The sequence below is a fragment of the Providencia sp. PROV032 genome (assembly GCF_028484875.1).
Taxonomy (GTDB): Bacteria; Pseudomonadota; Gammaproteobacteria; order Enterobacterales; family Enterobacteriaceae; genus Providencia; species Providencia rettgeri_E.
The window spans coordinates 129683-152821 of record NZ_JAMPSX010000015.1 but is presented as its reverse complement, the minus strand read 5'-3'; the positions used below and the strand labels follow the sequence as shown (position 1 = coordinate 152821).

Annotated in this window: 27 protein-coding genes; 18 read left to right on the top strand and 9 right to left on the bottom strand. The window is 41.5% G+C overall.

Annotated elements, in window-relative coordinates; all coding sequences use genetic code 11:
- The first annotated feature begins 387 nt into the window (after positions 1-387).
- Positions 388-1956 carry an LprO protein gene (locus tag PSF42_RS11595; RefSeq protein WP_272680044.1) on the top strand — a complete coding sequence of 523 codons (1569 nt, stop codon included), beginning with the start codon at positions 388-390 and terminating at the stop codon, positions 1954-1956.
- A gap of 229 nt (positions 1957-2185) precedes the next feature.
- Here the strand turns inward: PSF42_RS11595 and rraB are convergent, their stop codons facing one another.
- A complete protein-coding gene (rraB, locus tag PSF42_RS11590; RefSeq protein ID WP_125890640.1) occupies positions 2186-2599 on the bottom strand; it encodes a ribonuclease E inhibitor RraB in 414 nt (137 codons plus the stop codon).
- Between the two features lie 169 nt (positions 2600-2768).
- On the opposite strand from rraB, the gene argF reads away from it, so the two are divergent.
- Positions 2769-3794 carry an ornithine carbamoyltransferase gene (argF, locus tag PSF42_RS11585; protein WP_272680043.1) on the top strand — a complete coding sequence of 342 codons (1026 nt, stop codon included), beginning with the start codon at positions 2769-2771 and terminating at the stop codon, positions 3792-3794.
- A 48-nt stretch (positions 3795-3842) separates the two neighbouring features.
- On the opposite strand, the gene phnX is transcribed toward argF, so the two are convergent.
- Both phnX and phnW read right to left on the bottom strand, forming a co-directional pair.
- On the bottom strand, positions 3843-4652 hold the full coding sequence (phnX, locus tag PSF42_RS11580) for a phosphonoacetaldehyde hydrolase (RefSeq protein ID WP_125890642.1): 810 nt from the start codon (positions 4650-4652) through the stop codon (positions 3843-3845).
- A 10-nt stretch (positions 4653-4662) separates the two neighbouring features.
- Positions 4663-5766: a 2-aminoethylphosphonate--pyruvate transaminase gene (gene phnW / locus PSF42_RS11575; RefSeq protein ID WP_272680042.1), complete on the bottom strand. Its 1104-nt coding sequence runs from the start codon at positions 5764-5766 to the stop codon at positions 4663-4665.
- A gap of 138 nt (positions 5767-5904) precedes the next feature.
- Between phnW and phnR the strand changes: the two genes are divergently transcribed.
- From phnR to nrdG, 13 genes are all read left to right on the top strand, one after another.
- Positions 5905-6624 (top strand): phosphonate utilization transcriptional regulator PhnR, encoded by a 720-nt coding sequence (gene phnR / locus PSF42_RS11570; protein ID WP_125890644.1) that lies wholly within the window; start codon positions 5905-5907, stop codon positions 6622-6624.
- A gap of 127 nt (positions 6625-6751) precedes the next feature.
- A complete protein-coding gene (gene phnS, locus PSF42_RS11565; protein WP_213913357.1) occupies positions 6752-7765 on the top strand; it encodes a 2-aminoethylphosphonate ABC transporter substrate-binding protein in 1014 nt (337 codons plus the stop codon).
- Positions 7766-7771: 6 nt separating this feature from the next.
- The gene (gene phnT / locus PSF42_RS11560; protein WP_272680041.1) at positions 7772-8881 is read left to right on the top strand and encodes a 2-aminoethylphosphonate ABC transport system ATP-binding subunit PhnT; all 1110 of its coding nucleotides are present in this window, start codon (positions 7772-7774) and stop codon (positions 8879-8881) included.
- 1 nt (position 8882) lies between these two features.
- Positions 8883-9743 carry a 2-aminoethylphosphonate ABC transporter permease subunit gene (gene phnU / locus PSF42_RS11555; protein ID WP_213913359.1) on the top strand — a complete coding sequence of 287 codons (861 nt, stop codon included), beginning with the start codon at positions 8883-8885 and terminating at the stop codon, positions 9741-9743.
- Positions 9744-9745: 2 nt separating this feature from the next.
- Positions 9746-10543: a 2-aminoethylphosphonate ABC transport system, membrane component PhnV gene (phnV, locus tag PSF42_RS11550; protein ID WP_125890648.1), complete on the top strand. Its 798-nt coding sequence runs from the start codon at positions 9746-9748 to the stop codon at positions 10541-10543.
- Between the two features lie 403 nt (positions 10544-10946).
- The gene (locus tag PSF42_RS11545; protein ID WP_206276274.1) at positions 10947-11450 is read left to right on the top strand and encodes a fimbrial protein; all 504 of its coding nucleotides are present in this window, start codon (positions 10947-10949) and stop codon (positions 11448-11450) included.
- A 109-nt stretch (positions 11451-11559) separates the two neighbouring features.
- On the top strand, positions 11560-12075 hold the full coding sequence (locus PSF42_RS11540) for a hypothetical protein (protein ID WP_125890650.1): 516 nt from the start codon (positions 11560-11562) through the stop codon (positions 12073-12075).
- A gap of 193 nt (positions 12076-12268) precedes the next feature.
- Positions 12269-12400 (top strand): hypothetical protein, encoded by a 132-nt coding sequence (locus PSF42_RS11535; protein WP_272664528.1) that lies wholly within the window; start codon positions 12269-12271, stop codon positions 12398-12400.
- Positions 12401-12434: 34 nt separating this feature from the next.
- On the top strand, positions 12435-13370 hold the full coding sequence (gene pyrB / locus PSF42_RS11530; protein WP_125890652.1) for an aspartate carbamoyltransferase: 936 nt from the start codon (positions 12435-12437) through the stop codon (positions 13368-13370).
- A gap of 13 nt (positions 13371-13383) precedes the next feature.
- Positions 13384-13848, top strand: coding sequence for an aspartate carbamoyltransferase regulatory subunit (gene pyrI, locus PSF42_RS11525; RefSeq protein ID WP_102138191.1), 465 nt, complete (start codon positions 13384-13386; stop codon positions 13846-13848).
- 162 nt (positions 13849-14010) lie between these two features.
- On the top strand, positions 14011-14397 hold the full coding sequence (ridA, locus tag PSF42_RS11520) for a RidA family protein (RefSeq protein WP_213913362.1): 387 nt from the start codon (positions 14011-14013) through the stop codon (positions 14395-14397).
- Positions 14398-14804: 407 nt separating this feature from the next.
- On the top strand, positions 14805-16943 hold the full coding sequence (gene nrdD / locus PSF42_RS11515; RefSeq protein ID WP_272680040.1) for an anaerobic ribonucleoside-triphosphate reductase: 2139 nt from the start codon (positions 14805-14807) through the stop codon (positions 16941-16943).
- Between the two features lie 4 nt (positions 16944-16947).
- Positions 16948-17412, top strand: a complete 465-nt coding sequence (nrdG, locus tag PSF42_RS11510; RefSeq protein WP_272680039.1) for an anaerobic ribonucleoside-triphosphate reductase-activating protein — start codon at positions 16948-16950, stop codon at positions 17410-17412.
- Here the strand turns inward: nrdG and PSF42_RS11505 are convergent.
- Together PSF42_RS11505 and bhsA are read right to left on the bottom strand one after the other, a co-directional pair.
- Entirely contained in the window at positions 17409-17846 is a 438-nt protein-coding gene (locus PSF42_RS11505; RefSeq protein WP_272680038.1) for a YhbP family protein, read from the bottom strand. The genes nrdG and PSF42_RS11505 overlap by 4 nt on opposite strands.
- A gap of 290 nt (positions 17847-18136) precedes the next feature.
- Positions 18137-18388, bottom strand: a complete 252-nt coding sequence (bhsA, locus tag PSF42_RS11500) for a multiple stress resistance protein BhsA (RefSeq protein ID WP_125890656.1) — start codon at positions 18386-18388, stop codon at positions 18137-18139.
- Positions 18389-18658: 270 nt separating this feature from the next.
- On the opposite strand from bhsA, the gene PSF42_RS11495 reads away from it, so the two are divergent.
- Positions 18659-18997 (top strand): GIY-YIG nuclease family protein, encoded by a 339-nt coding sequence (locus PSF42_RS11495; protein ID WP_272680037.1) that lies wholly within the window; start codon positions 18659-18661, stop codon positions 18995-18997.
- Here the strand turns inward: PSF42_RS11495 and PSF42_RS11490 are convergent.
- Together PSF42_RS11490 and ubiT are read right to left on the bottom strand one after the other, a co-directional pair.
- Positions 18970-19473, bottom strand: a complete 504-nt coding sequence (locus PSF42_RS11490; protein ID WP_272680036.1) for a GNAT family N-acetyltransferase — start codon at positions 19471-19473, stop codon at positions 18970-18972. The two genes, PSF42_RS11495 and PSF42_RS11490, sit on opposite strands and share 28 nt — an antisense overlap.
- Positions 19467-19991, bottom strand: a complete 525-nt coding sequence (gene ubiT / locus PSF42_RS11485) for a ubiquinone anaerobic biosynthesis accessory factor UbiT (protein WP_272680035.1) — start codon at positions 19989-19991, stop codon at positions 19467-19469. Before ubiT ends, PSF42_RS11490 begins: the two co-directional genes overlap by 7 nt.
- A 513-nt stretch (positions 19992-20504) precedes the next feature.
- On the opposite strand from ubiT, the gene ubiU reads away from it, so the two are divergent.
- Positions 20505-21500: a ubiquinone anaerobic biosynthesis protein UbiU gene (gene ubiU, locus PSF42_RS11480; protein WP_125890660.1), complete on the top strand. Its 996-nt coding sequence runs from the start codon at positions 20505-20507 to the stop codon at positions 21498-21500.
- Between the two features lie 17 nt (positions 21501-21517).
- Positions 21518-22393, top strand: coding sequence for a U32 family peptidase (locus PSF42_RS11475; protein ID WP_125890661.1), 876 nt, complete (start codon positions 21518-21520; stop codon positions 22391-22393).
- A gap of 39 nt (positions 22394-22432) precedes the next feature.
- On the opposite strand, the gene PSF42_RS11470 is transcribed toward PSF42_RS11475, so the two are convergent.
- Positions 22433-22750 carry a type II toxin-antitoxin system YafQ family toxin gene (locus tag PSF42_RS11470; RefSeq protein WP_125890662.1) on the bottom strand — a complete coding sequence of 106 codons (318 nt, stop codon included), beginning with the start codon at positions 22748-22750 and terminating at the stop codon, positions 22433-22435.
- Positions 22731-23024: a type II toxin-antitoxin system RelB/DinJ family antitoxin gene (locus PSF42_RS11465; protein ID WP_125890663.1), complete on the bottom strand. Its 294-nt coding sequence runs from the start codon at positions 23022-23024 to the stop codon at positions 22731-22733. The genes PSF42_RS11470 and PSF42_RS11465 overlap by 20 nt, the downstream gene beginning before the upstream one ends.
- Between the last annotated feature and the right edge of the window lie 115 nt (positions 23025-23139).

The window sequence follows — 23139 nt, the reverse complement described above, 5'->3', positions numbered from 1 at the left end:
GACCTCAAGGAATAGATTTTAGTAAATCATACAATTTGAACGTATCAATTTCATGGATTGATATCAAAAACTAAACAGTGATCACAACATATATTCGATAACTTTATATTTAAATATAAAATCAATGGATTACAAAATTAAAGTATAAACTCCCTATTTTTCATATCGACTTCATTCCAATGAGTTTTATTCCACCACCTTACTTTGTTAATGATACGTTCCAATCATTAACAAAGTAAGTTTGAACTCTTTTTTTTTACATCTACACTGTAATCAAGTGAATCGAAGTAATTGATATTGTTTAATTTGTAATAATATCAACCGCAGTAATCACAGAAGAAACAAACGGATTTCATCATCAAATTCGAAAAACTTAAGGCGTCCAACATGAGAAACACAGTTAAGTTAACAAAATCATTGTTCTGTATGATGTTAGTACTTATTTTTTGTGGGTTTTCAGTGCATGCAAATGAGATGGCAGACTCAGAATCATGGGAAAAATGGGGGGTAAAATCCATCAGTATGGGTAGCCCTCCAATATATAGTTTTAAAGCTAAAAGTGACGTATGGGTGAGAAATAACGAAAGGCCTATGTGGGTTGACGTCTACTTGCATGATATGAAATATCAAGGACCTAGTTACAACCAGACACGGATCCGAGTAGTCGCATCAGCTAAACACCGAATTTCCGGCAAGATAGAGCATCAAGAATCAAACGAAATATTTGGCAAAATCAAAGAATTTCAAACGCGGCTCAAATTCCCGGCTATCCGCTCAGGGGATTACGAAATCGATATTAAAATGATAAGCATTGAATACCTCGATGACGGTTATCCTGTCTGGTCCTTTATCATTAAAGGAGCGGATAGCCGACAAGGTACTTCATTCATTTCAGGACAGGCAGCCTACGAGGCAAATCTAATTCATATAGCGGCATCCGAGGTACAAAAAAACAAAAAACCAGGTCAATATGTTTTCGGTCGAAAAAAAGATTACACAGGCTATAACGAAGTGCCTATCATTCTCGGTTCAGAAAGCTACACGGTTAGACTAACCGGTAGCATACTGATGATCCCTAAACTAATTGACAGAGTTCGTTATGTGTATCCACATCTGCTAGGCGATACACATGAGGGAACCGCTAGCCGTTGTGAACATAACGTTTATGCAGTTGTAGAGTATAAACATCAAAACGCAGAGGTCTATACACCGTATGAAGCATGGCAAGAGCTTGATAGCCCTTTAGTGGCACTCAGTGCCAATTTTTTTGATGTCCGCAAGCAAGAAGCGCATACCAATTGGAAAATGAATCGGTGCTCATCTCCAATGGGTATGTATTATGACAATGTGACAAAAGGCCCAACTCAAGGTACTCATAATTCCCCAAATAAATATCTCGCGGGTTTACCTTATTTTATAAATCCTAATAACAATAAATCAATCAAACTCGATACCATGCTTTGGCTCGACGATGTTTACTCCCATCGAATGCTGATCCATGCTGACTCACTTGAAGCAAAAAATGTAGAGCAACAGATGAAGGAGCTGGATCGTGATGGATTCAAATACATTGCGGTTTCAGGTGTAGGAATTAACGACAGAATGGATGACGCCTCCATTACTCCAACATATGCAGAGAGAGGGTTAGGCCGAGTAGCAATGAGTTTTGATGAGGGTGAAAATCTGATTTATATCTATCAAGGAGGCGAAGTGAATGATGGTCTCGACCGTCGTGAGTTATATGGTCTGTTCAAGGCATTACACGTAGATAACGCCATTGAGTTTTCTGGTGGCCCATACGCCGCTATCGCAATCAAAAACGATAGTTTTACTGTTTACGGAGGAATAAGAGCGGTATCGTCTTGCCCTAATTACCGCGTATGGTGTTCAGAGCCTACAAACGAAAAAGGTCAGCCTGGCGCAACCCCAGCTTGGTTAGGCATCTCAAACCGTTAATTTCCTTTCAACCCGAAGAAATGGCACTGTATTTGCTATGCTGTTTCTTCACCAATTTTTAAACCTACGATACGAAAGCCCCCGTAACTCGCGACACAATAGATGTTATAGGTCACATCAAACTGAGGCACAGCAGAGTTAAGCACCATCTCCTTAAGGAATGGCTTAGACAACAAAAAAGGATAACTTTTAGCTATCCTTTTAAATAATTATATGATGCGACTAATAATTAATGGACGCGATCTTCAGGGCCGATATCGTCACCGTCTTCATCGTCATACTCTGCATCTGGGTCTTCAAAATATGTGCCCCAACCATCATAGTTGATGCCCATTTTCTCAGCCAGTTTCATTAATTGCTCAACCTGTGCGTCAATCAGCTCTGCATTTAATGCACTTTCACTGATCACATCACAGCACATCAGGGTTTCACCCGTTTCAATTTCGAGTTCTTCCGCATCCGTGACTTCGTAGCCGAGTTTAAAAGCTTCAACCGCCGCTTTTTCTAACAGCGCAAAGTTGTCCGCAGAGAAATGATGCTCAATTGCATACAATGCATCAGGATCGCTGCCATCTTCCAGTAATTCCTCGATAATCAAGCGAGTTTCTTCGTACTGCGCATCGAGTTCAGCTTTATCTACCATATCCACACCCCTTTTGTTTCTTTGTCGCTCATCTTTCTTTGTGCCATTCTCCCATACGGTTGACAGTGAAACCATATATTTAAAGATAAATTCTTTTACATTGGGGGTTGATTTTGAATTTTTATGAATATAAATTGAATATTAATTCAAAACAAAAAGGCTGCCAATTATGAATCCCCTATATAATAAACCTTTTATGAGGTTACTTGATTTTACTTCTAGCGAAATTCATTCACTTTTAAAACTCTCTTCTTGGTTAAAATCAGAAAAAAAAGCGGGCACAGAACAACCCCTACTTTCAGGTAAAAACTTTGCGCTTATTTTTGAAAAAGATTCAACACGGACACGCTGTGCATTTGAAGTTGGCGCATTTGACCAAGGGGCTAGAGTCACGTATTTAGGGCCTTCCGGCAGCCAAATCGGCCATAAAGAAACCATGAAAGATACCGCTCGAGTTTTGGGCAGGATGTATGACGGCATTCAATACCGTGGATTCGCCCAAAACACAGTAGAACTCTTAGCTGCGCACTCGGGAGTGCCTGTATGGAATGGACTAACTAACGAATTCCATCCCACACAGTTATTAGCCGACCTGCTGACCATCCAAGAACACCAACCAAATACGCCATTCTCAGACATTAAATTTGCCTATTTAGGCGATGCCCGTAACAACATGGGTAATTCGATGATTGAAGCCGCCGCACTTACAGGCTTAGATCTGCGTTTAGTCGCACCAAAGAGTTGCTGGCCAGATGAAGACTTAGTGAAAACTTGCCAAGCACTGGCTCAAAAAACGGGGGCTAAAATCACACTCACGGAAGATGTCGCCGAAGGCGTTAAAGATGCCGATTTTCTCTATACCGACGTGTGGGTATCGATGGGCGAAGCCAAAGAAGTATGGGCGCAGCGCATTAATTTATTGAAGCCATATCAAGTAAATATGGATGTAATTAAACTCACTGGCAACCCGAATGTGAAGTTCCTACATTGCTTACCTGCATTTCATAATGAAGACACCACATTAGGTGCGCAATTAGCTAAAGAATTCAATATGTTTGGCGGCTTAGAAGTTACGGAAGAAGTCTTTGAATCCCCGTATAGCATTGTGTTTGACCAAGCAGAAAACCGCTTACACACTATCAAAGCGGTGATGGTAGCGACATTAGCGCCAGAGCTTCCTATTAATATTTTTTAATATTTATCTCCCCTCAACTTAATCAAATGCGTTGAGGGGAACCTATCATTATGGGCGTTCACCTTTTGCCAAACGCTCATTGATACAATCAATAACTGATGGTAAATCAGCCAAAGTATCAATCACATAATGAGCACCCGCAGCATACAATTTCTCTGCAGCTTGCTGTTTCAATAAATTCACCGCATCAATCGACATCCCTTGATATTCTTCCCATGTTTTACCGAATTCATTACCCGAAACCGATAACCCGATACTCCACATTCCTGCATTGCGCCCTTCTTCAATGCCGGGAACAGCATCATCCACTTTGATACAGGCGAATACGGAACCAACACCCAGTTCAATGACGTTCTGTAATGCCATCCAAGGTCCCGGGCGACCACCAGCAAGTAGGTCATCACTCGCGACCCAATAGTCGGGTTGGTAGCCCAACGCCTTTGCTGCTGGCACTAATTTTTCCATCACGGCACGAGGGTAACCCGAACAAGAGCCAATCTTAATATTTTGGCTGCGTAATGTATCGATTGTGTCGACAACGCCAGCGATTGGTGCTGCAAAATCGACAACCTTCGCAATTTGCAATGGCATAAAGGCCGCATAGATTTTATCAATGTCTTCACTGTTCATTGAGCGACCAAATTTTGCTGTCCACAACCTATCGACTTCTGGTAATTTTCCTAATGCTTCAATATGTTGCCATTTACCCAATCCCATAGGAATACGTGCTTGAGCCAATGTAATGTCCACATCAAACACAGATTTAAATGCTTCGATGAAAATCTGAGTAGGTGCAAAAGAGCCAAAATCTACAGTGGTTCCTGCCCAATCAAGAATAACGGCTTCAATACGGTTCATTTCTTTTTCCTTATATTTCCCAGTAAATGGCTTTTTCTATTGCTAACAACAATGCATCGATGTCTTTTTCATAAACCTCACCAATGTTTCCAATACGAAAACAGTCGCTTTGCGAGACCTTACCCGGATAAATAACAAAGCCTTGTGATTTTAAATTTTGATAAAATTTCTTAAATTGGTAATCAGGTGAATTTGGTGAATAAAATGCAGTGATAATCGGCGAATGGAGGCTATCTTCTAACAATGTGGTAAAACCTAATTCACGCATACCAGACACCAACTTATGTTGATTTCGCTGATAACGTTGAAACCGAGCAGCAACCCCGCCTTCTTGCATGAGCTCCTTAAGTGCTTGAGCAAACGCTAATACAGTATGAGTTGGTGAAGTAAATCGCCATTTACCGTTGAAATCTTCCATACAACGCCACTGCGCGTACAAATCTAACGATAACGAACGGGATTGCCCTTTACAGTATTCAAGTGCCTCAGTACGAGCGATAACAAAAGCAAACCCCGGAACTCCTTGAATACATTTATTTGCTGAACTAATTAAAAAATCAATGTTAAGCTCAGCAATATCCATGGGGATCCCACCAAAACTACTCATTGCATCCACGATATAGCGTTTTTGATACTGCTTCGCTAATTTTGCAACTTTCTCTATTGGGTTTAAAATTCCTGTCGTCGTTTCACAATGCACCATCGCAATATGCGTGATCTGGTTATCTTGTTGTAATATCTGCTCAATCCGCTGTAGATCAGGCAGTGACACTTCACCACAATCATAAATACAATGGGAAATACCTAAACCTTCAGCCATTTGCGCCATTCGAGCCCCATAGGCACCATTACTGATAATAAAAATTTTCTCCTTAGCGCCAATCGCGCTACCTAAAACAGCTTCAACCGCATAACTCCCACTTCCCTGCAGTAACACCGACGAATACCCCTTTTTGTCGGTTGCCAATGTGACTAACTGTTGGCGGATGTTTTGGACAACACCTAAATTGTAATCATCATCCCATGTGCAGCTATCAAACAGCATAGCGTCCTTTACCGTTTTAGACGTTGTGAGCGGCCCCGGCGTTAATAGCAAATAATGGTTGTTTGTCATTCGATTCACCTTTGGTCTATACCAGATTGCCATTATAATGGTCGCAGGCTGCCCAAAAGGTCAAAGGAAAAGTGCGCGTGAAACAAAAAATTCATATAACTATGTATAATATGGTGGAAACAATGATAGGAAATAACCATGAAATTATCAGCGGATGAGACCCCACAATACCTGCTTATCAAAGCCCAATTACAGGGAAGAATTCAAAATGGTGAGCTAAAATGTGGTGATAAACTCCCTTCAGAACGCGAACTTTGTGCTATTTTTAATACAACACGCATCACTATTCGTGAAAGTTTGGCACAGTTAGAGTCCAGTGGGGTAATTTACCGCTCTGAGCGCCGCGGTTGGTTTGTCACACCTGAGCGCCTTTGGTTAGACCCAACCCAAAATACTAATTTTCATAAACTTTGCCTCGAACAAGGTCGCCAACCGAAGACAGTTTTACTGGATGGAAAAGTTATTACCGTTCCTCTCGAAGCTATGGAGCCGTTAAAACTTCAATCATTTGAACAAATTTATTTACTCACCCGCCTACGTTTTGCTGATGACAGACCCGTTTGTTACTGTGAGAACCATTGTTTACCTGCTCGCGTTCCTGAACTGCTACGACACGACCTCAACGGCAGCCTAACGGAGGTATACGAAACCCATTTCAATTTAATTTATACCAGTATGCACTTGTCTTTCTATCCCACTGCAATGCCAGCTCAAGCCGCGCAAGCACTGGGGGTTACTGTTGGTCGTCCAGCCTTATTATTACAGCGTTTAAACTATGACCAACATGGGCGAATTTTAGATTATGATGTTGAGTATTGGCGCCATGATAGCTTGCGCATCGAAGTCGATACGTTGTAATTTTTTCTGCTTATAAAAAATAATTTTAGCTATTTAGCTGTATTTCATCTTTTTGTCATATAAACCCGTTAGCGTAAAAAGCATCTGGTATATACCAGAATGCATTTTACCTTAACAGGAGAACACGATGAAACGCACCTATTTAGCAGGCCTATTAATGGCAGCCTTTTGCTCTACCTCTGTTTTTGCCGCTGATGTTGTCACTGTTTACTCCGCTGATGGACTACACGATGGCAATAATAGTTGGTATAAAAATCAGTTCGAGGCATTCACCAAGCAAACAGGTATCAAAGTACAGTATGTTGAAAGTGGTTCAGGGGCGATCGTTGAAAGACTCTCTAAAGAGCGCACCAATCCACAAGCGGATGTACTCATCACCGTTCCGCCATTTATCCAACGTGCAGCAAAAAACCAACTATTAGCTGAGTTTACCCCCGAAACTGCGGCTAATATTCCTAATTCAAACCACTATTACACACCATTGGTCAATAACTACCTGACCTTTATCTACAATGCTAAGCTGCTGAAATCCCCACCTGAAAACTGGAACGCCCTACTCGATCCCCGCTTTAAAAATAAACTGCAATATTCAACCCCAGGACAAGCTGGAGACGGTACCGCAGTGATGCTACAAGCTTTCCACAGTTTTAATAGCAAAGATGCAGGGTTTGATTACCTCGGCAAATTGCAAGCAAATAACGTTGGCCCATCGGCTTCCACCGGTAAGCTCACTGCATTGGTCAATAAAGGGGAACTTTATGTCGCGAATGGCGACTTACAAATGAATTTATCTCAAATGGCACGTAACCCTAATGTCCAAATTTTTTGGCCGAAAGATGCCAACGGGGAGCGTAGTGCGCTGGTTTTACCCTATGTTATCGGCCTAGTTAACAATGCTCCCGAAACAGAAAACGGTAAAAAACTGATTAATTTCCTTTTGGATAAACCATCACAAAGCCGTGTTAGTGAGCTTTCATGGGGCATGCCTGTTCGTTCCGATGTCACACCATCCGATAAACAGTATCACACTGCTCTTCAGAAGTTAGAAGGTGTGAAAACTTGGCAACCTAATTGGGATGAAGTTGAGGTCTCCCTATCCGATGATATTTCACGTTGGCAGAAAGTCACTGACGGTGAGTAACTTAAGATGTTGATGAAACGAAAAGTCACTACAGCAATACAGCAAACCGAACACTCTGGGATCACATTAGAGTCTTTACGTGTCTCTTATCATAATAATGTCGTGCTTAAGCCCCTAGACTTAACCATCGACCCCGGGGAAATATTGGTGTTGATTGGCCCATCAGGTTCAGGGAAAACCACGGTATTGCGTGCTATTGCAGGGTTCGCTCAACCAGATAGCGGGCGCATTTTATTGGGTGATACGGATATCACCCACCTTCCCCCGTACCAACGCGGACTCGGCATGGTCGTGCAAAACTACGCACTTTTTCCCCACATGAAAGTGGAAGAGAATGTCGCATTTGGCTTGCGAGCACAAAAACAGCCCAAAGTACTGATTAATGAGCGAGTCGTTGAAGCCCTTAAAATTGTCGGAATGACGGATTACGCAACTCGCTATCCTCACCAACTCTCAGGGGGGCAGCAACAGCGGGTTGCGATTGCGAGAGCAATTGCCGTAAGACCTCGAGTCCTGTTACTCGATGAACCGCTTTCCGCACTCGATGCACAGATCCGCCACAATATGGTCGAAGAAATCGCCCGTTTACACCGTGAACTGCCTGAATTGACCATTCTTTACGTCACCCATGACCAAACGGAAGCGCTTGCTCTCGGTGACAAAATTGGCATCATGAAAGAGGGCTATTTAGTCGCTCACGGCGAAAAAAATGCCTTATACCATCGTCCACCCAACCGCTTTGCCGCTGAGTTTTTAGGCCGAGCCAATATTCTAGCCGCTACCGCGCTCGGTTTTTCAACAAGCCCTGGGAAAGTGAATGTCAGTTGTGGTGGAACATTGCTGGAAGCCCATACATTAGGTATGAGAGCGGGTACACACAAATGGGTGTGCATTCGCCCGCAACACCTCACTCTATTGCCAAATACCAATACCACTAATCAGCTACAAGCCACATTAACCTCTATTCGCTGGCAGGGAGATTTAACCCATTTAATTTGTGATGTTGCCGGGGAAACCGTGAGTGTTGCCGTTACCCATTTGGCCTCACCACCTGCAGTAGGCGATAAACTCACTTTATGGTTTTCACCTGCAGATACCGTTTTAATTGAGGAATAACATGTCACATATTAGCGTGCCAAAAGGTTCATCAATAACGATAAAGCCCATTTATTGGATATTGCCCCCATTGCTGGTGTTAGCTACGCTGTTTTTTTATCCCTTATTGTTGATAGCCCAACAAGCACTGCAAAATGAAACCGGAGGATGGGGGTTAGATGCATTTTGGCAACTGATTGAGTCAAAACGCTTTATTAATGGGTTATGGAATACTCTCTACATTGCCATTTTTGCCACCTTAGGCTGCCTTGTGATAGGCAGTGTTTTATCGCTGATCTTGGTGTTTATTCCTTTTCCGGGAAGCCGTTTTATCACTCAAGTAATTGATACTTTTATTGCCCTACCGACTTTTTTGATCACCCTCGCTTTCACCTTTATTTATGGTTCTGCTGGGCTACTCAATGGCACCTTGATGGCATTGTTTGATTTCGAACTGCCCCCCGTTGATTTCCTTTATTCCATTCATGGGGTGATCTTGGCAGAAATTACCGTTTTTACCCCTCTGGTCATGCGCCCTCTCATGGCAGCACTGCGCCAAATAGACAAGAGCCAGTTAGAAGCCGCCAGTATTTTAGGTGCGCACCCTGCGCGGGTGATCGCGAAAGTCATTTTTCCTGCAGCACTTCCCGCTCTATTAGCCGGTGGCAGCCTGTGCCTACTGCTAACCACCAATGAATTTGGCATCGTACTGTTTATCGGGGCGAAAGGCGTCAATACCTTGCCGATGATGGTCTACAGTAAAGCGATATTAGAGTCAGATTATGCGGTGGCATGCATGATTGCCTTAATTAACATCTTGCTTTCACTCGGGTTATTTTTCCTATACAGAATGGCGACCACTCGCCTTGGAGTAAGGAATTAATTATGTTGATATGGTCTAAAAAAGGGCGAGCAATCGCGACTATCATTGCCATCAGCTTATTTTGTTTATTATTTTTGCTGCCTTTAGTGATGATTTTAATGTCAAGTTTCAGCCGACAATGGAATGGTATTTTACCTTCAGGCTTCACTTTTGAACATTTTGTGAACGCGTTTAGTGGGCCTGCTTGGGATGCTATATTATCGAGCCTAGTGGTTGGTTTTAGTGCCAGTCTATTTGCACTGTTTTGTGGGCTTTGGGCTGCGTTAGCATTAAGAAGACACAGCGGGAAAATACAAAAGTGGCTGAGTATCGCATTCTATCTACCCAGTGCAATTCCTTCTGTTTCTATTGGGCTTGGGATCCTTGTGGCATTCAGCCAAGGCTATTTACAAATGAATGGTACCTTTTGGATTGTATTTAGTGCTCATTTTGTGTTGATTTCTGCTTTTACGTTTAGCAATGTTTCCACTGGGTTAACCCGTATTTCTCCCGATATTGAAAATGTGGCTTTTAGCTTAGGCGCTTCCCCTTGGTATCGCCTCTGCCATGTGACCTTACCACTATTGATGCCATGGATGATTTCAGCATTAGCATTAAGCCTATCACTGTCCTTAGGGGAACTTGGTGCCACGATGATGTTATATCCCCCCGGTTGGGCCACTTTACCCGTATCTATTTTCAGTTTGACCGATAGAGGCAATATTGCAGATGGTTCGGCACTGACGATTGTGTTAGTTTCAGTAACATTATTCCTAATGTTTAAACTCGAAAAAATAGCAATAAAATTAGGGCAAAAATAAATACCAAGCCAGATAAAAACCCATCATGGGTTTTTATCTATTTTCTCATAACTCTAAATTTTATTAACGATAACACTCTCACATCAACACTATTATTTAATTTAAAACTAACAAACTATATTCTTAAAATTAAATTAGAAACCAATCATAAAAAAACACGCAGATTACTTAAGTAAAAAAACATAGCTATTAAAATATATAACTATTAAATAAAATATATTAGCTACGTATTTACCCCCAAACACTTAAATATGATAAACCGCCACGGTTTAAAAAAAGAGTTTTAACTCAAATTGAAATTCAAAAGCAAGATTAAATAGTTATTTAATCTCCATCTATTTAATAGAATTAATATATTTATTAGAATATAAAACTTCTCAAAATCAATAAAAGGATTTTTATTATGCATTTGCTAAAAAAAAGTGGTTTAGCACTCTTACTGTGTGTGTCTTTACCTGCTCTATCCGCCGTTCAAAATATGCCAATCAATATCAAAGGGACGTTCTCAAACGTGACCCAGCCTTGTAATGATGCCAAGCTTGAAAATACAACAAATTTTGGTGCTATCAATACATTAGAAAAAGTGGGTGATGAAACCGCATACCGTAACTCGGGTTATTTAAGTTTTTCATGCGAATTCCCTGCAGATGCGAAACTCACTTTCGTCGCCAACAATGCGCCAAATTCACCTGAAGCATTTAAAACCTCAAGTGATGCATTTGGTGTGAAATTAAAATATAACAGCACCGAAATTAAACCTGGTCAATCTGATGATATTAAAGTAGTTAAAGGCGGAAATACTATTTACTTCTATACCAGTGTTGCTCGTTTATCCGCAAATGGCCCTAATGACTTTGGTAATCACACTTTTGATATTACTGGTAACTTAGCGATTACTTACCAGTAACAGATAGAAAAAAGATATTCGTGGCTGAGCAAGATTATTCCTCAGCCACACAATAATGGTTTAATAATATAAAAATAGATAAAGCATGATTTATCATTTGAGAAATACTATGAGTTATGTCGTTCCTTTAAAAACACTATTATCCTCCGTATTATTATTCGGCACGGTTTCTATTTCTCAAGCGGTAACACAAAATATGCCTATTCATATTAGTGGCTCATTTTCAGCAACAACCGCAATATGCCATATGTCGAGTAATACAGTATCGAGCTATCGTGTATTAGCTGTTGGGAGAAATAGAAATATAGGTCAAGAAATCGCACCACATAAAATTGAGCTCAATATTGATTGCAATACGAACGCCAAAGCACAATTATCCTTTAATGCTCCATCAACGTCTTATTCAAGCCATTTATTTCAAACTTCCAGTAATGCATTCGGCGTTAAATTAAGCTGGCAAGGGGAACCTATTTTCCCTAATGAAAGTGTCGCCATTGCCATGACACAGAATCAAAAAAGCTACTATCTCGATGCTGTATTAGTCAGAGTTGCCCCTAATGGACCCGGAGATTATGGCGAGCACTCGTTTAATATTGCTGGAAACTTAGCGGTAGATTACCCATAGATACTGGCTGGTTTCTACCAGCGCTCAATTTTCCGTCATCTTGTTGATTTTTTCCACTTTTATCTCATCGTCTAGTTTTTGTACAAAATAGAAACGTAAGTGCAAAAATAAAAAAAATGTATTTTTCTTTATGCAAACGCTTGCGTCATGGAATGAGATGCGTATAATGCGCCACAATTTGCCGGGAGAAACCATGAACGCTGCTGCTCTATTTTTTACAGAGAACACCTCCACTGCACTGCCTTCTGGTGGTCTGGACAGCCTGTTTTTCCCCTTCTTATTTATAAAAAAGCCCCTCAATGAGGGGCTTTTTTTTGGCCTATAGACCTAATATGTCTTGCTGACACAGGAGAACAACAATGCCGAACCCTTTATACCACCGCGATATCATCTCAATTAATGATTTAGACCGTTCAGACCTTGAGTTAGTGCTTAACGTCGCTGCTTCATTAAAAAAACAGCCACAACCTGAGTTTCTAAAGCATAAAGTCGTCGCAAGTTGTTTCTTTGAAGCCTCTACACGCACACGTTTGTCATTCGAAACGGCGATTCATCGCTTAGGGGCGTCTGTTGTTGGTTTCTCTGATAGCACCAACACTTCACTCGGCAAGAAAGGCGAAACTCTGGCAGATACCATCTCTGTCATCAGCCAATACGTGGATGCAATTGTCATGCGCCACCCTCAAGAAGGCGCCGCTCGCCTCGCTAGCCAGTTTGCAGGCCAAATCCCTGTCATTAATGCAGGCGATGGATCAAACCAACATCCCACACAAACGTTACTCGACTTGTTTACTATCCAAGAAACTCAAGGCCGTTTAGAAAACCTGCAAATTGCCATGGTCGGTGACCTAAAATATGGCCGAACCGTGCATTCCTTAACCCAAGCGCTGTCTAAATTTGACGGTAATCACTTCTACTTTATTGCCCCTGAAGCGCTTTCAATGCCAAACCATATTCTGCACATTTTAGAAGAAAAAGGCGCAACCTACAGCCTCCATAATAATATTGATGAAGTGATGCCAGAACTCGACATCCTGTATATGACCCGCGTACAAAAAGAGCGTCTCGACCCTTCTGAATACGCGAATGTTAAGGCGCAATTTATTTTAAGTGCCGCTGACCTGCATTGTGCAAAACCGAATTTAAAAGTCTTACACCCACTGCCTCGTGTTGATGAAATCGCGGTAGATGTAGATAACACACCGTATGCTTACTATTTCCAGCAAGCAGGAAATGGGATTTATGCAAGGCAAGCATTGTTATCTCTGGTTTTAAATAAAGAATTGGCTATCTGAGGAGGAAATTACCATGACACACGACCATAAATTACAAGTTGAAGCAATCAGCCACGGTACCGTTATTGACCACATTCCTGCTCAAATTGGTTTCAAATTACTAAAATTGTTTAAGCTAACAAAAACAGACGAACGCATCACGATTGGCTTAAATTTGCCATCAAGCAATCTAGGCAAAAAAGACATTATCAAAATCGAAAATACCTTTTTAACCCCAGAACAAGCTAATCAATTAGCCATGTATGCCCCTGAAGCCACCGTTAACCGTATTGAAGATTACCAAGTGGTAGAAAAACTTGAACTCACACTGCCTCACTATATCGATAACGTGTTAATTTGCCCAAACAGCAACTGTATTAGCCATAATGAACCTGTATCAAGCAGTTTCCGCGTGAAAAAAATCGGCAAAGAAGTCGCACTGACGTGTAAATTCTGCGAAAAAGAGTTCGATAGAGACGCTGTGATCAATAACCAATAGGTTGTTTTTGCGTAGACTGCGGTGTTGTCTAGGAGCAATCCATGTTTATAATGGCGCCTAACACCCCATAAAGTTATACTCAACATCATACCAAACTACAGAAACCGCTGTGGCTTGCCATATGATGAGTATTTTCTCATTACGTGATGAAACGGAGTAGTTATGTCATACGAAATCAATACAGAAAACGCACCAGCAGCGATCGGTCCTTACGTTCAAGGCGTAGATTTGGGTAGTATGGTTATCACATCAGGGCAAATCCCTGTCGACCCTAAAACGGGTGAAGTGCCTGAAGATATCGCAGCACAAACTCGCCAATCACTGGCTAACGTCAAAGCAATTTTAGAAAAAGCTGGCTTAAGTGCGGCTAATATCGTGAAAACAACGGTATTTGTAAAAGATTTAAATGACTTTGCGACCGTGAATACGACCTATGAAGAGTTTTTCAAACAGCATAATGCCCCATTCCCAGCTCGTTCTTGCGTTGAAGTTGCTCGTCTGCCAAAAGACGTAAAAATTGAAATCGAAGCAATCGCTGTGCGTAAATAATAATGACGTAAAGCCAAGCACCCCATGAATTAAATGGGGTGTTTTTCATTTTATTCCTTTTATTCCTTTTATTCCTTTATACACAAGCTCACACATTCCTCGTTCTCCTCATGTTTCTTGATAACAAAAGCATGCCACACATTTATTTATTCGATTAAAATTAACATCGCTGACTAAAAGATTTATTTCCTCTGCGCTTTTGATATTCATACAAATTATTTTTTTCCTTGTTTTAAATCAAATAGTGGTGATCTAAAAAAAAGCAAAATACCACATATTGTGCTTTAATTACACCTAATGACACAACATATAGTATTTATTCACATTTTATCCACAGATTAGTACCCGTGATAAACATGGCGAATAGCTGAAGTCGCATTGTGGATAACTTAACAAGGAGAATGCCCGTGGGAACGGTTGTTATAAAAAGAGATGGTTGTCAGGTCGGTTTTGACCTTCCACGAATTCAAGAAGCCGTTAAGCGTGCAGCGGCTGCTGTGAATGTTAAGGATGACGATTATTGTCTTCAGGTTGCATCTGTTGTTACAGAGCAACTTTGCAGCCGTGACCGAGTGGATATCGCTGAAATCCAAGACGCTGTAGAAAACCAATTGATGGCCGGACCTTATAAAGACTTAGCTCGTGCTTATATTGAGTATCGCCATGATAGAGACAGCGAACGCGAAAAACGCAGCCAATTGACGCATGACATTCGTGGGCTAATCGAACAAAGTAACGTCTCTTTACTCAATGAAAATGCCAATAAAGACAGTAAAGTGATCCCGACACAACGCGATTTACTCGCAGGTATCGTCGCTAAACATTATGCAAAACAACATATTTTGCCAAGAGATGTCGTTATTGCACACGAACGAGGCGAAATTCACTATCATGACCTCGACTATGCGCCTTTTTTCCCGATGTTTAACTGTATGTTAATTGACCTTGAAGGTATGTTAACTAATGGTTTTAAAATGGGAAATGCCGAAATAGAGCCACCAAAGTCTATTTCAACCGCAACAGCCGTTACCGCACAAATTATCGCACAAGTTGCTAGCCACATCTATGGTGGTACAACCATTAACCGCATTGACGAAATTTTAGCGCCATATGTCGCAATCAGCTATGAAAAGCACCTAAAAGTCGCCAAAGAGTGGGGAGTTGCAGATGCGGAAGGTTATGCACACAACCGTACAGATAAAGAGTGTTATGATGCTTTTCAGTCCTTAGAGTATGAAGTCAATACACTCCACACTGCAAATGGCCAAACCCCCTTTGTGACTTTCGGTTTTGGCCTTGGCACTTCTAAAGAAGCGAGACTCATTCAGCAATCTATTCTGAAAAATCGCATTGCTGGCCTTGGCAAAAACCGTAAAACAGCGGTTTTCCCGAAACTCGTCTTTGCGATTAAAGATGGTTTAAACCATAAACTGGGTGATCCTAATTACGACATCAAACAACTCGCTTTAGATTGCGCCAGTAAGCGCATGTACCCTGACATTCTTAACTATGATCGCGTCGTTGACGTGACGGGGTCATTTAAGACCCCTATGGGCTGCCGCAGCTTCCTTGGCGTCTATGAAGAAAATGGGCAACAAATCCATGATGGGCGCAACAATTTAGGGGTTATCAGCCTAAACCTGCCTCGCATTGCTATCGAAGCGCAAGGCAATGAAGATGCATTTTGGGCATTACTAGATGAACGCCTAGCAATTGCTAAGAAAGCATTAATGACCCGGATTGCCCGTTTAGAAACCGTAAAAGCACGTGTTGCGCCAATTTTGTATATGGAAGGCGCCTGCGGTGTTCGGTTAAAAGCTGACGATAACGTTGCAGAGATCTTTAAAAACGGACGTGCTTCTATTTCCTTAGGTTACATTGGGTTGCATGAAACCATCAATGCGCTTTTTGGCACACAAACTCATGTCTATGATGACAAAAAATTACGTGAAAAAGCGGTCGAAATTGTCAGCCGCTTACGCCAAGCCACTGATGAGTGGAAAGCCCAAACAGGCTACGGTTTCAGCTTATACAGCACACCAAGTGAAAACTTGTGTGACCGTTTTTGCCGTATCGATACCGCTGAATTTGGGGTAATACAAGGTGTTACCGACAAAGGTTATTACACCAACAGCTTCCATTTAGATGTTGAAAAACAAGTCAATCCTTACGATAAAATTGATTTTGAAGCCTCTTACCCAGCTATCGCGAATGGTGGTTTTATCTGTTACGGCGAATATCCTAACTTACAACATAATGTTAGAGCCTTAGAGGACGTGTGGGACTACAGTTATCAACATGTGCCTTATTATGGGACTAACACTCCAATTGACGAGTGCTATGAATGCGGTTTCTCCGGTGAGTTTTCTTGTACTAGCAAAGGCTTTACCTGCCCTGCTTGCGGTAATCATGACACAAATAGAGTTTCTGTTATTCGTCGAGTTTGTGGTTATTTAGGTAGCCCAGATGCCAGACCATTCAATGCAGGAAAACAGGAAGAAGTTAAGCGTCGTATCAAACACTTAGGTAACGGACAACTAGGTTAACACGATGAATTATCACCAATATTATCCTGTTGATGTGGTCAATGGCCCCGGAACTCGCTGTACGCTGTTTGTGGCAGGGTGTGTTCATCAATGCCGTGGTTGTTACAACCAAAGTACATGGAGAGTGGATTCTGGCATACCATTCACCCAAGAAATGGAAGACCAAATTATCCAAGATTTGCAGGACACGCGAATCCATCGGCAAGGGCTTTCCCTTTCAGGCGGAGACCCGCTGCACCCAGCCAATTTACCTGCGGTGCTCAAGTTGGTAAAACGCGTAAAAGCAGTTTGCCCAGATAAGGATATCTGGCTTTGGACAGGATACACATTGGGTGACTTCACGCTTGAACAGCAAAAAGTGGTGGGCTTTGTCAATACCGTGATTGACGGCAAATTCGAGCAAGATTTACATGACCCGCGCTTAATTTGGCGCGGCAGCTCAAATCAGGTGATCCACAAACTGCGTTAAATTTGCCGCTCCCAATATAGTTTGGTGCCAAAACCTAATTTATTATCCACCATTTTGACATTATCTAAGTGAAGCTGCCAAACCGGCAGTTTCGCTGTTAGTGCGACAGGAAAACGACGGCAATACTGAGCTCTCACCAATTGCTCTTTCTCCCCCTCGAGTCTCTCAATGAACCCTTTAAACTGGATACCTTGTATCTGACTAACCGCTTTCGATTGTGTGGAAATAGTACCGGCAACTTGTGGATTAGCCACCATAAGCTGCCCATGTTTTGAACTTGAGTCAGTCATTAAAATCAGTGACATACTTTTCGCATCAAATGCATAGTAACAACTGGCAGGCCAGATATCATTGTGATGGTGAGTAAACAGGGAAAAAACGTGTTGGCGGGCAATATAGCGTTGGATGTGTTTTAATGTTTGTTCAGGCGTCATAGCGGTTTCCATATAAACCCGTTCAGAACAAGCTTTCGGGTTACCCCTAAGCTTGCTTAAACTGTTCTGAACGTAGGTATAAAATTCGCTATTACTATACTCTAACTAGCTGAAATATTAACCTAAATATTTTTAGGCTTATATGCCAACTAAATTCGAGTATTTATTCTAAATAATTCGTGGTACAGCTAGGCGGCAAGTGAACGAGACGCTAGGAACATACATAAGTATGTGACTAGTGCGAGTAAACGTAGCCAACAACGCTGTGACGTGAATTATGACGAATAAATTTATTTATAAATAGCTGCTGTACCACTCATGCTATTCTCACCGCCAGCTGAAATCACACGGAATGAAGTTGCACCAGCTTCATCAGCTTTTTTGGCTAATTGTGCGGTCAGGTCATTGACACTCACAGCACCCGTTACTGAGACATAACCAGCTGCAGGCTGACTAGTATGTTGAACTTCTTCAGCAGCCATTGAACCAAATGAAACAGCACCTAAAGCTAAAGCAGCAGCAAATAATGTTGATTTTTTCATCGTATATACCTTCTTATAAAATTGATTTTTAGCTGGGATTTTTACTGTCCCTCTGTGATATGGATCATATTATGCGCTTTATTTTGAAAAGAGAATTAGCTAATTTTGCTATAGTCATTCAAATATTTTGAATGATAACTTAGGTTGAGGTTACAAATTTGTGACAGTTTCATATCATTTTTTATTTATATTTTAATATGTTATAAATATCTTACTTAACGAATATATTCGTCGTTAACCTAATATTTTCTTCTTATAAATCAGCACAGAATGATAAAAACGACACTAGAAAAAAAACAATCAAAACAAAGTGATTGGTATCTTTACTTAGTAAGAGAGAGAAATAACGGCTTGTATTGTGGTATCACCACCGATGTACAACGTCGTTTTGAGCAACATAAGGTAGGAACAGGGGCAAAAGCATTGAAAGGAAAAATGCCTCTAGAATTGGTATTTTCGTGCTTTATTGGTTCTCGTTCGGCAGCTTCAAAAATGGAATATCAAGTTAAGCAACTAAATAAAAAAATAAAAGAAAGGCTGGTCATTGACCAGCCTGATGACTTAGTTAGCTACTTAGCTAGCTATAAATTATTGAAGTGTGAAGAGTAAGTCACCAAACCTTGGTGTTCTTCAATCTCGCCATTTTCTAAGCCACAAACCAAAAAGTGAGCCTGTTGTTCAGGCCATTGGCAACTTATACCGTGGGTTGCAGCGGGTTCAAAACCGAACCGTGAATAGTAGCGTTCATCGCCCAGTACAACGACCGCACCGTAACCAAACTCATTAAGGCTATCTAACCCTTCATAGACCAGTTTTTCTGCGATCCCTTGGCCTTGATGCACTTTACTTACCGCTAATGGTGCAAGACCGACCCATTGTACGTCTTCCTCGTTAACGTCCACAGGCGTGAAGCCAACATAACCAATCACTTCACCATCATCGTTTGTTGCCACAACCCCGAGCGTTAGCAAACCATCTTCACGCAAATGTTGAACAAGGTTAGCTTCCGCTTCAGTTGGAAAGGTTTCTCTCAATAATTTATCAATACCCATTGCGTCGACAGGGATTTCAACTCGGATTAGCATGATGTTAACACAGGCGATTTATGCTCTGTGTCCTCACTTTCATGCACCGTTTTAATCACATCGGCTAATTGTAGCAAAGCAAAACGCAGTGGCGCTGGCATGTTTTCAAGCTCGAAAGCATCCATTAAATTCTTCACATAGAGGCCGAGTTCGGTGTCCCCTTCAATCACCAATCTACGTTGGAAAAAGAGCGTATCGGGGTCTTCTTTACGCGCGGCGATCAGTACCAGATCATTCGCGTTACCACTCACACTAACATCAGCCTCTGCATGCTGTTTTACAGACAGTTGGCCATCTTGCAAACTGATAAACCAGACTAACGCTAAGTCACGGACCTCAACCTTTAGCCATTTGTCTTCAAGAAAATCCAGCTCCCCTTCCTTCACTGACTCACGAAATTGCCAGCTTAGCAACTGTTCAAGAACCTGACGCTGCACTGCGAATGGGGTCACTTTCAAAGGCAGTTTTAAAAATGAAGGGCCTTTTGTGATGAGTTGAGAACGAATTTTACTTAACACAGTACTGACTCCCGTAGTAATTGTCTGCCCGTTTTCGTGTAACTACTTAACCGCAGTAGCAGCTCGAATTATTTAGGGTAACATATTGCATATTTAGATGATTGAATTTTCAACGCTAATAACTCCATTTATTGAAGTCATTAACCTAACATTTGACTCACGATGAGTTATATTGCCAAAAAATGATATTATTGGATTGATCCTATATCAACTTTTACACATCCAGCCAATATTTATTTTTCACATCCCTTTGATAAAAACTATCTCTAATTACCTATTTTCTCCAATAAACAATCAAAAGTCAGTCAAAAATAACGCATACCTTCCATTTACAAAACTTATTCTCTGTCATTTAATGAAGTCCCTTTATTACCCACCAGCCCTCTTTTTTCCTTAACGACCTTAATTAACGAATACTGATATCCATTAACAATTTCTCTGCTCTAAATCAAAATCTATAACAGTTCTGTTGACTAGAATGTCAGCTGTTAAATTTGATACAGGGATAGAACAATGGAATTACTCTGCCCCGCAGGGAATTTGCCCGCGTTAAAAGCGGCTGTCGATAACGGTGCTGATGCCGTTTACATTGGATTAAAAAATGATACCAATGCGCGCCATTTCGCAGGACTTAATTTTACGGAAAAAAAACTGCACGAAGCAGAGCGCTATATTCATAACCGTAAACGAAAATTACACATTGCGATTAATACGTTTGCGCATCCTACTGGTTACGAACGTTGGCAAAACTCCGTTGATCTTGCAGCAGATCTCGGTGCCGATGCGCTGATCTTAGCCGATATCGCAATGTTGGAATACGCGGCAAATAAATACCCACATATTGAAAGGCATGTTTCTGTTCAAGCCTCTGCCACCAACACAGAAGCCATTCGCTTTTATCAACGCAATTTCGATGTACATCGCGTCGTACTTCCTCGCGTGTTATCCATTCATCAAGTCAAACAACTGGCTAGAAATAGCCCTGTACCACTTGAGGTATTCGCCTTTGGTAGCCTGTGCATTATGGCAGAAGGACGTTGCTACCTTTCTTCTTATCTTACAGGTGAATCACCCAATACCGTAGGCGCATGCTCCCCAGCACGCTTTGTTCGCTGGCAACAAACGGAAGAAGGCATGGAATCTCGCTTAAATAATGTGCTGATAGACCGCTACCAAAAAGATGAAAATGCAGGCTATCCAACGTTATGTAAAGGACGTTATCTTGTCGATGATCAGAAATATCATGTCCTGGAAGAGCCTACCAGCCTCAACACCATTGAATTATTACCTGAATTGATGGCAGCAAATATTGCCTCTGTCAAGATTGAAGGCCGCCAACGTAGCCCCGCTTATGTCACGGAAGTGACCCGTATTTGGCGGCAAGCCATCGACCGCTACAAATCCAACCCTAATCACTTTGTCACCGACCCGAAATGGCTAAAAGCATTAGGTGGGCTTTCTGAAGGAAGCCAAACCACGTTGGGCGCTTATCATCGTAAATGGCAGTAATTTAAAAGGTAAATATCATGCAGTACTCGTTAGGATCTGTTCTTTATTATTGGCCAAAACAGACGCTGGAAGATTTTTATCAACACGCCATGCAAAGTGACGCCGATATTATTTATCTCGGTGAGACGGTGTGTAGTAAGCGCCGAGAAATGAAGCCCAATGACTGGATAGAACTCGCCCAGCAACTCACTAAAAGTGGCAAACAAATTGTCCTGAGCACCCTTGCTCTCCTTCAAGCACCTTCAGAACTTAAAGAGATCAGCAAGTTAGTTGATAATGGTGAGTTTCTCGTTGAAGCCCATGATTTTGGTGTGATCAACATGTTAGCCGAAAGAAACCTGCCTTTTGTCGCGGGTCATGGTTTGAATTGCTATAACGCACAGACCTTAAATATTCTCTTACGCCAAGGTATGACCCGCTGGTGCATGCCTGTAGAGTTATCGCGTGACTGGCTCGTTAATTTGCTAAATCAGTGTGATGACATCGGCATTCGTGGCAAATTTGAAGTGGAGGTCATGAGCTATGGGCACTTACCACTTGCCTATTCTGCACGCTGTTTTACTGCACGCTCTGAAAATAAGCAAAAAGACGAGTGTGAAACCTGTTGTATTAATTACCCCCAAGGGCGCAAAGTACTCTCCCAAGAACAACAACAAGTGTTTACGTTAAATGGCATTCAAACGCTCAGTGGCGCTTGCTATAACCTCGGCAATGACCTGCATTCAATGCATGAGCTTGTGGATATTGTACGCATTTCCCCTGAAGGTATTGAATCTCTTGAAGTTATCAAGCAGTTTAAAGCCAATGAAAGTGGGGATACCCCGCTAAATATAGCCAATCAAAACTGCAATGGTTACTGGCGACAAATTGCAGGGTTATCGCTAGTGCCTTGATATACAATAGGTAATGAGTTCGAACTATAGCTCATTACCTTAACCAAATAATTCGCTGTGCGAACCAATATCAACGAAAGTGATTAAATTACCTTTATCTGACAAGCGATAAACCAGTAAGAAATCACCACCAATATGAAGCTCCCTAGCTCCTTGCCATTCATGACCTTCTAATTCGTGGTCAAGATATTCTTTTGGTATCATTTTTTGAGAAAACAGTATTTCCATAACGAGAACAGCCGTGTTCATATCCCTACGCCCCGCTCGGTTATATCGTTCCCATGACTTCTTAAACGTTGGTGTATAAGCAACCTGCCTTGGTTGCTTAGCTCGCTTATTACTTGGCTTCTGAGTCAACTTTGCTTAACTCCACCATCATTTCGTTAATTGAATCGTAGTGCTGCTCAATAGCTTTAGCTTCTTTCAACGCTAGTGTAGTTTTCAGTGAAGGTTGCTTACGTTTGATTTCAAAGGGAACTCTTTGCTCTTGAACTACTTGCTCTAAAAACAAACGAATAGCTGCGCTAATAGTCAAACCACAATCTTGTAATACACTTGTGGCTTCCGCTTTTAATTGTTCATCAATTCGACTACGAACATCTGTTGTTTTCATTTTCAATAGTGTTGACATATCATCCCCCCACACACATCAAACGTAGCTACATTGTGACTACATTGTGTTGAGTTTAGCATTTGTCGATTAATTAGTCATTATTTCTTTAGGTCGCCTTTTCTAATAGACCATA

Bases quoted from the DNA above. Each gene is read 5' to 3' on its own strand.
- PSF42_RS11495 (WP_272680037.1), top strand. From the start codon at position 18,659: ATGATAAAAACGACACTAGAAAAAAAACAATCAAAACAAAGTGATTGG.
- phnX (WP_125890642.1), bottom strand. From the start codon at position 4,652: ATGAACCGTATTGAAGCCGTTATTCTTGATTGGGCAGGAACCACTGTA.
- argF (WP_272680043.1), top strand. From the start codon at position 2,769: ATGAATCCCCTATATAATAAACCTTTTATGAGGTTACTTGATTTTACT.
- phnV (WP_125890648.1), top strand. From the start codon at position 9,746: ATGTTGATATGGTCTAAAAAAGGGCGAGCAATCGCGACTATCATTGCC.
- rraB (WP_125890640.1), bottom strand. From the start codon at position 2,599: ATGGTAGATAAAGCTGAACTCGATGCGCAGTACGAAGAAACTCGCTTG.
- PSF42_RS11490 (WP_272680036.1), bottom strand. From the start codon at position 19,473: ATGCTAATCCGAGTTGAAATCCCTGTCGACGCAATGGGTATTGATAAA.
- PSF42_RS11540 (WP_125890650.1), top strand. From the start codon at position 11,560: ATGAGTTATGTCGTTCCTTTAAAAACACTATTATCCTCCGTATTATTA.
- PSF42_RS11545 (WP_206276274.1), top strand. From the start codon at position 10,947: ATGCATTTGCTAAAAAAAAGTGGTTTAGCACTCTTACTGTGTGTGTCT.
- pyrI (WP_102138191.1), top strand. From the start codon at position 13,384: ATGACACACGACCATAAATTACAAGTTGAAGCAATCAGCCACGGTACC.
- ridA (WP_213913362.1), top strand. From the start codon at position 14,011: ATGTCATACGAAATCAATACAGAAAACGCACCAGCAGCGATCGGTCCT.
- phnW (WP_272680042.1), bottom strand. From the start codon at position 5,766: ATGACAAACAACCATTATTTGCTATTAACGCCGGGGCCGCTCACAACG.
- bhsA (WP_125890656.1), bottom strand. From the start codon at position 18,388: ATGAAAAAATCAACATTATTTGCTGCTGCTTTAGCTTTAGGTGCTGTT.
- phnS (WP_213913357.1), top strand. From the start codon at position 6,752: ATGAAACGCACCTATTTAGCAGGCCTATTAATGGCAGCCTTTTGCTCT.
- PSF42_RS11465 (WP_125890663.1), bottom strand. From the start codon at position 23,024: ATGTCAACACTATTGAAAATGAAAACAACAGATGTTCGTAGTCGAATT.
- phnR (WP_125890644.1), top strand. From the start codon at position 5,905: ATGAAATTATCAGCGGATGAGACCCCACAATACCTGCTTATCAAAGCC.
- PSF42_RS11475 (WP_125890661.1), top strand. From the start codon at position 21,518: ATGCAGTACTCGTTAGGATCTGTTCTTTATTATTGGCCAAAACAGACG.
- phnU (WP_213913359.1), top strand. From the start codon at position 8,883: ATGTCACATATTAGCGTGCCAAAAGGTTCATCAATAACGATAAAGCCC.
- ubiU (WP_125890660.1), top strand. From the start codon at position 20,505: ATGGAATTACTCTGCCCCGCAGGGAATTTGCCCGCGTTAAAAGCGGCT.
- PSF42_RS11595 (WP_272680044.1), top strand. From the start codon at position 388: ATGAGAAACACAGTTAAGTTAACAAAATCATTGTTCTGTATGATGTTA.
- pyrB (WP_125890652.1), top strand. From the start codon at position 12,435: ATGCCGAACCCTTTATACCACCGCGATATCATCTCAATTAATGATTTA.
- PSF42_RS11535 (WP_272664528.1), top strand. From the start codon at position 12,269: ATGAACGCTGCTGCTCTATTTTTTACAGAGAACACCTCCACTGCACTG.
- phnT (WP_272680041.1), top strand. From the start codon at position 7,772: ATGTTGATGAAACGAAAAGTCACTACAGCAATACAGCAAACCGAACAC.
- nrdG (WP_272680039.1), top strand. From the start codon at position 16,948: ATGAATTATCACCAATATTATCCTGTTGATGTGGTCAATGGCCCCGGA.
- PSF42_RS11505 (WP_272680038.1), bottom strand. From the start codon at position 17,846: ATGACGCCTGAACAAACATTAAAACACATCCAACGCTATATTGCCCGC.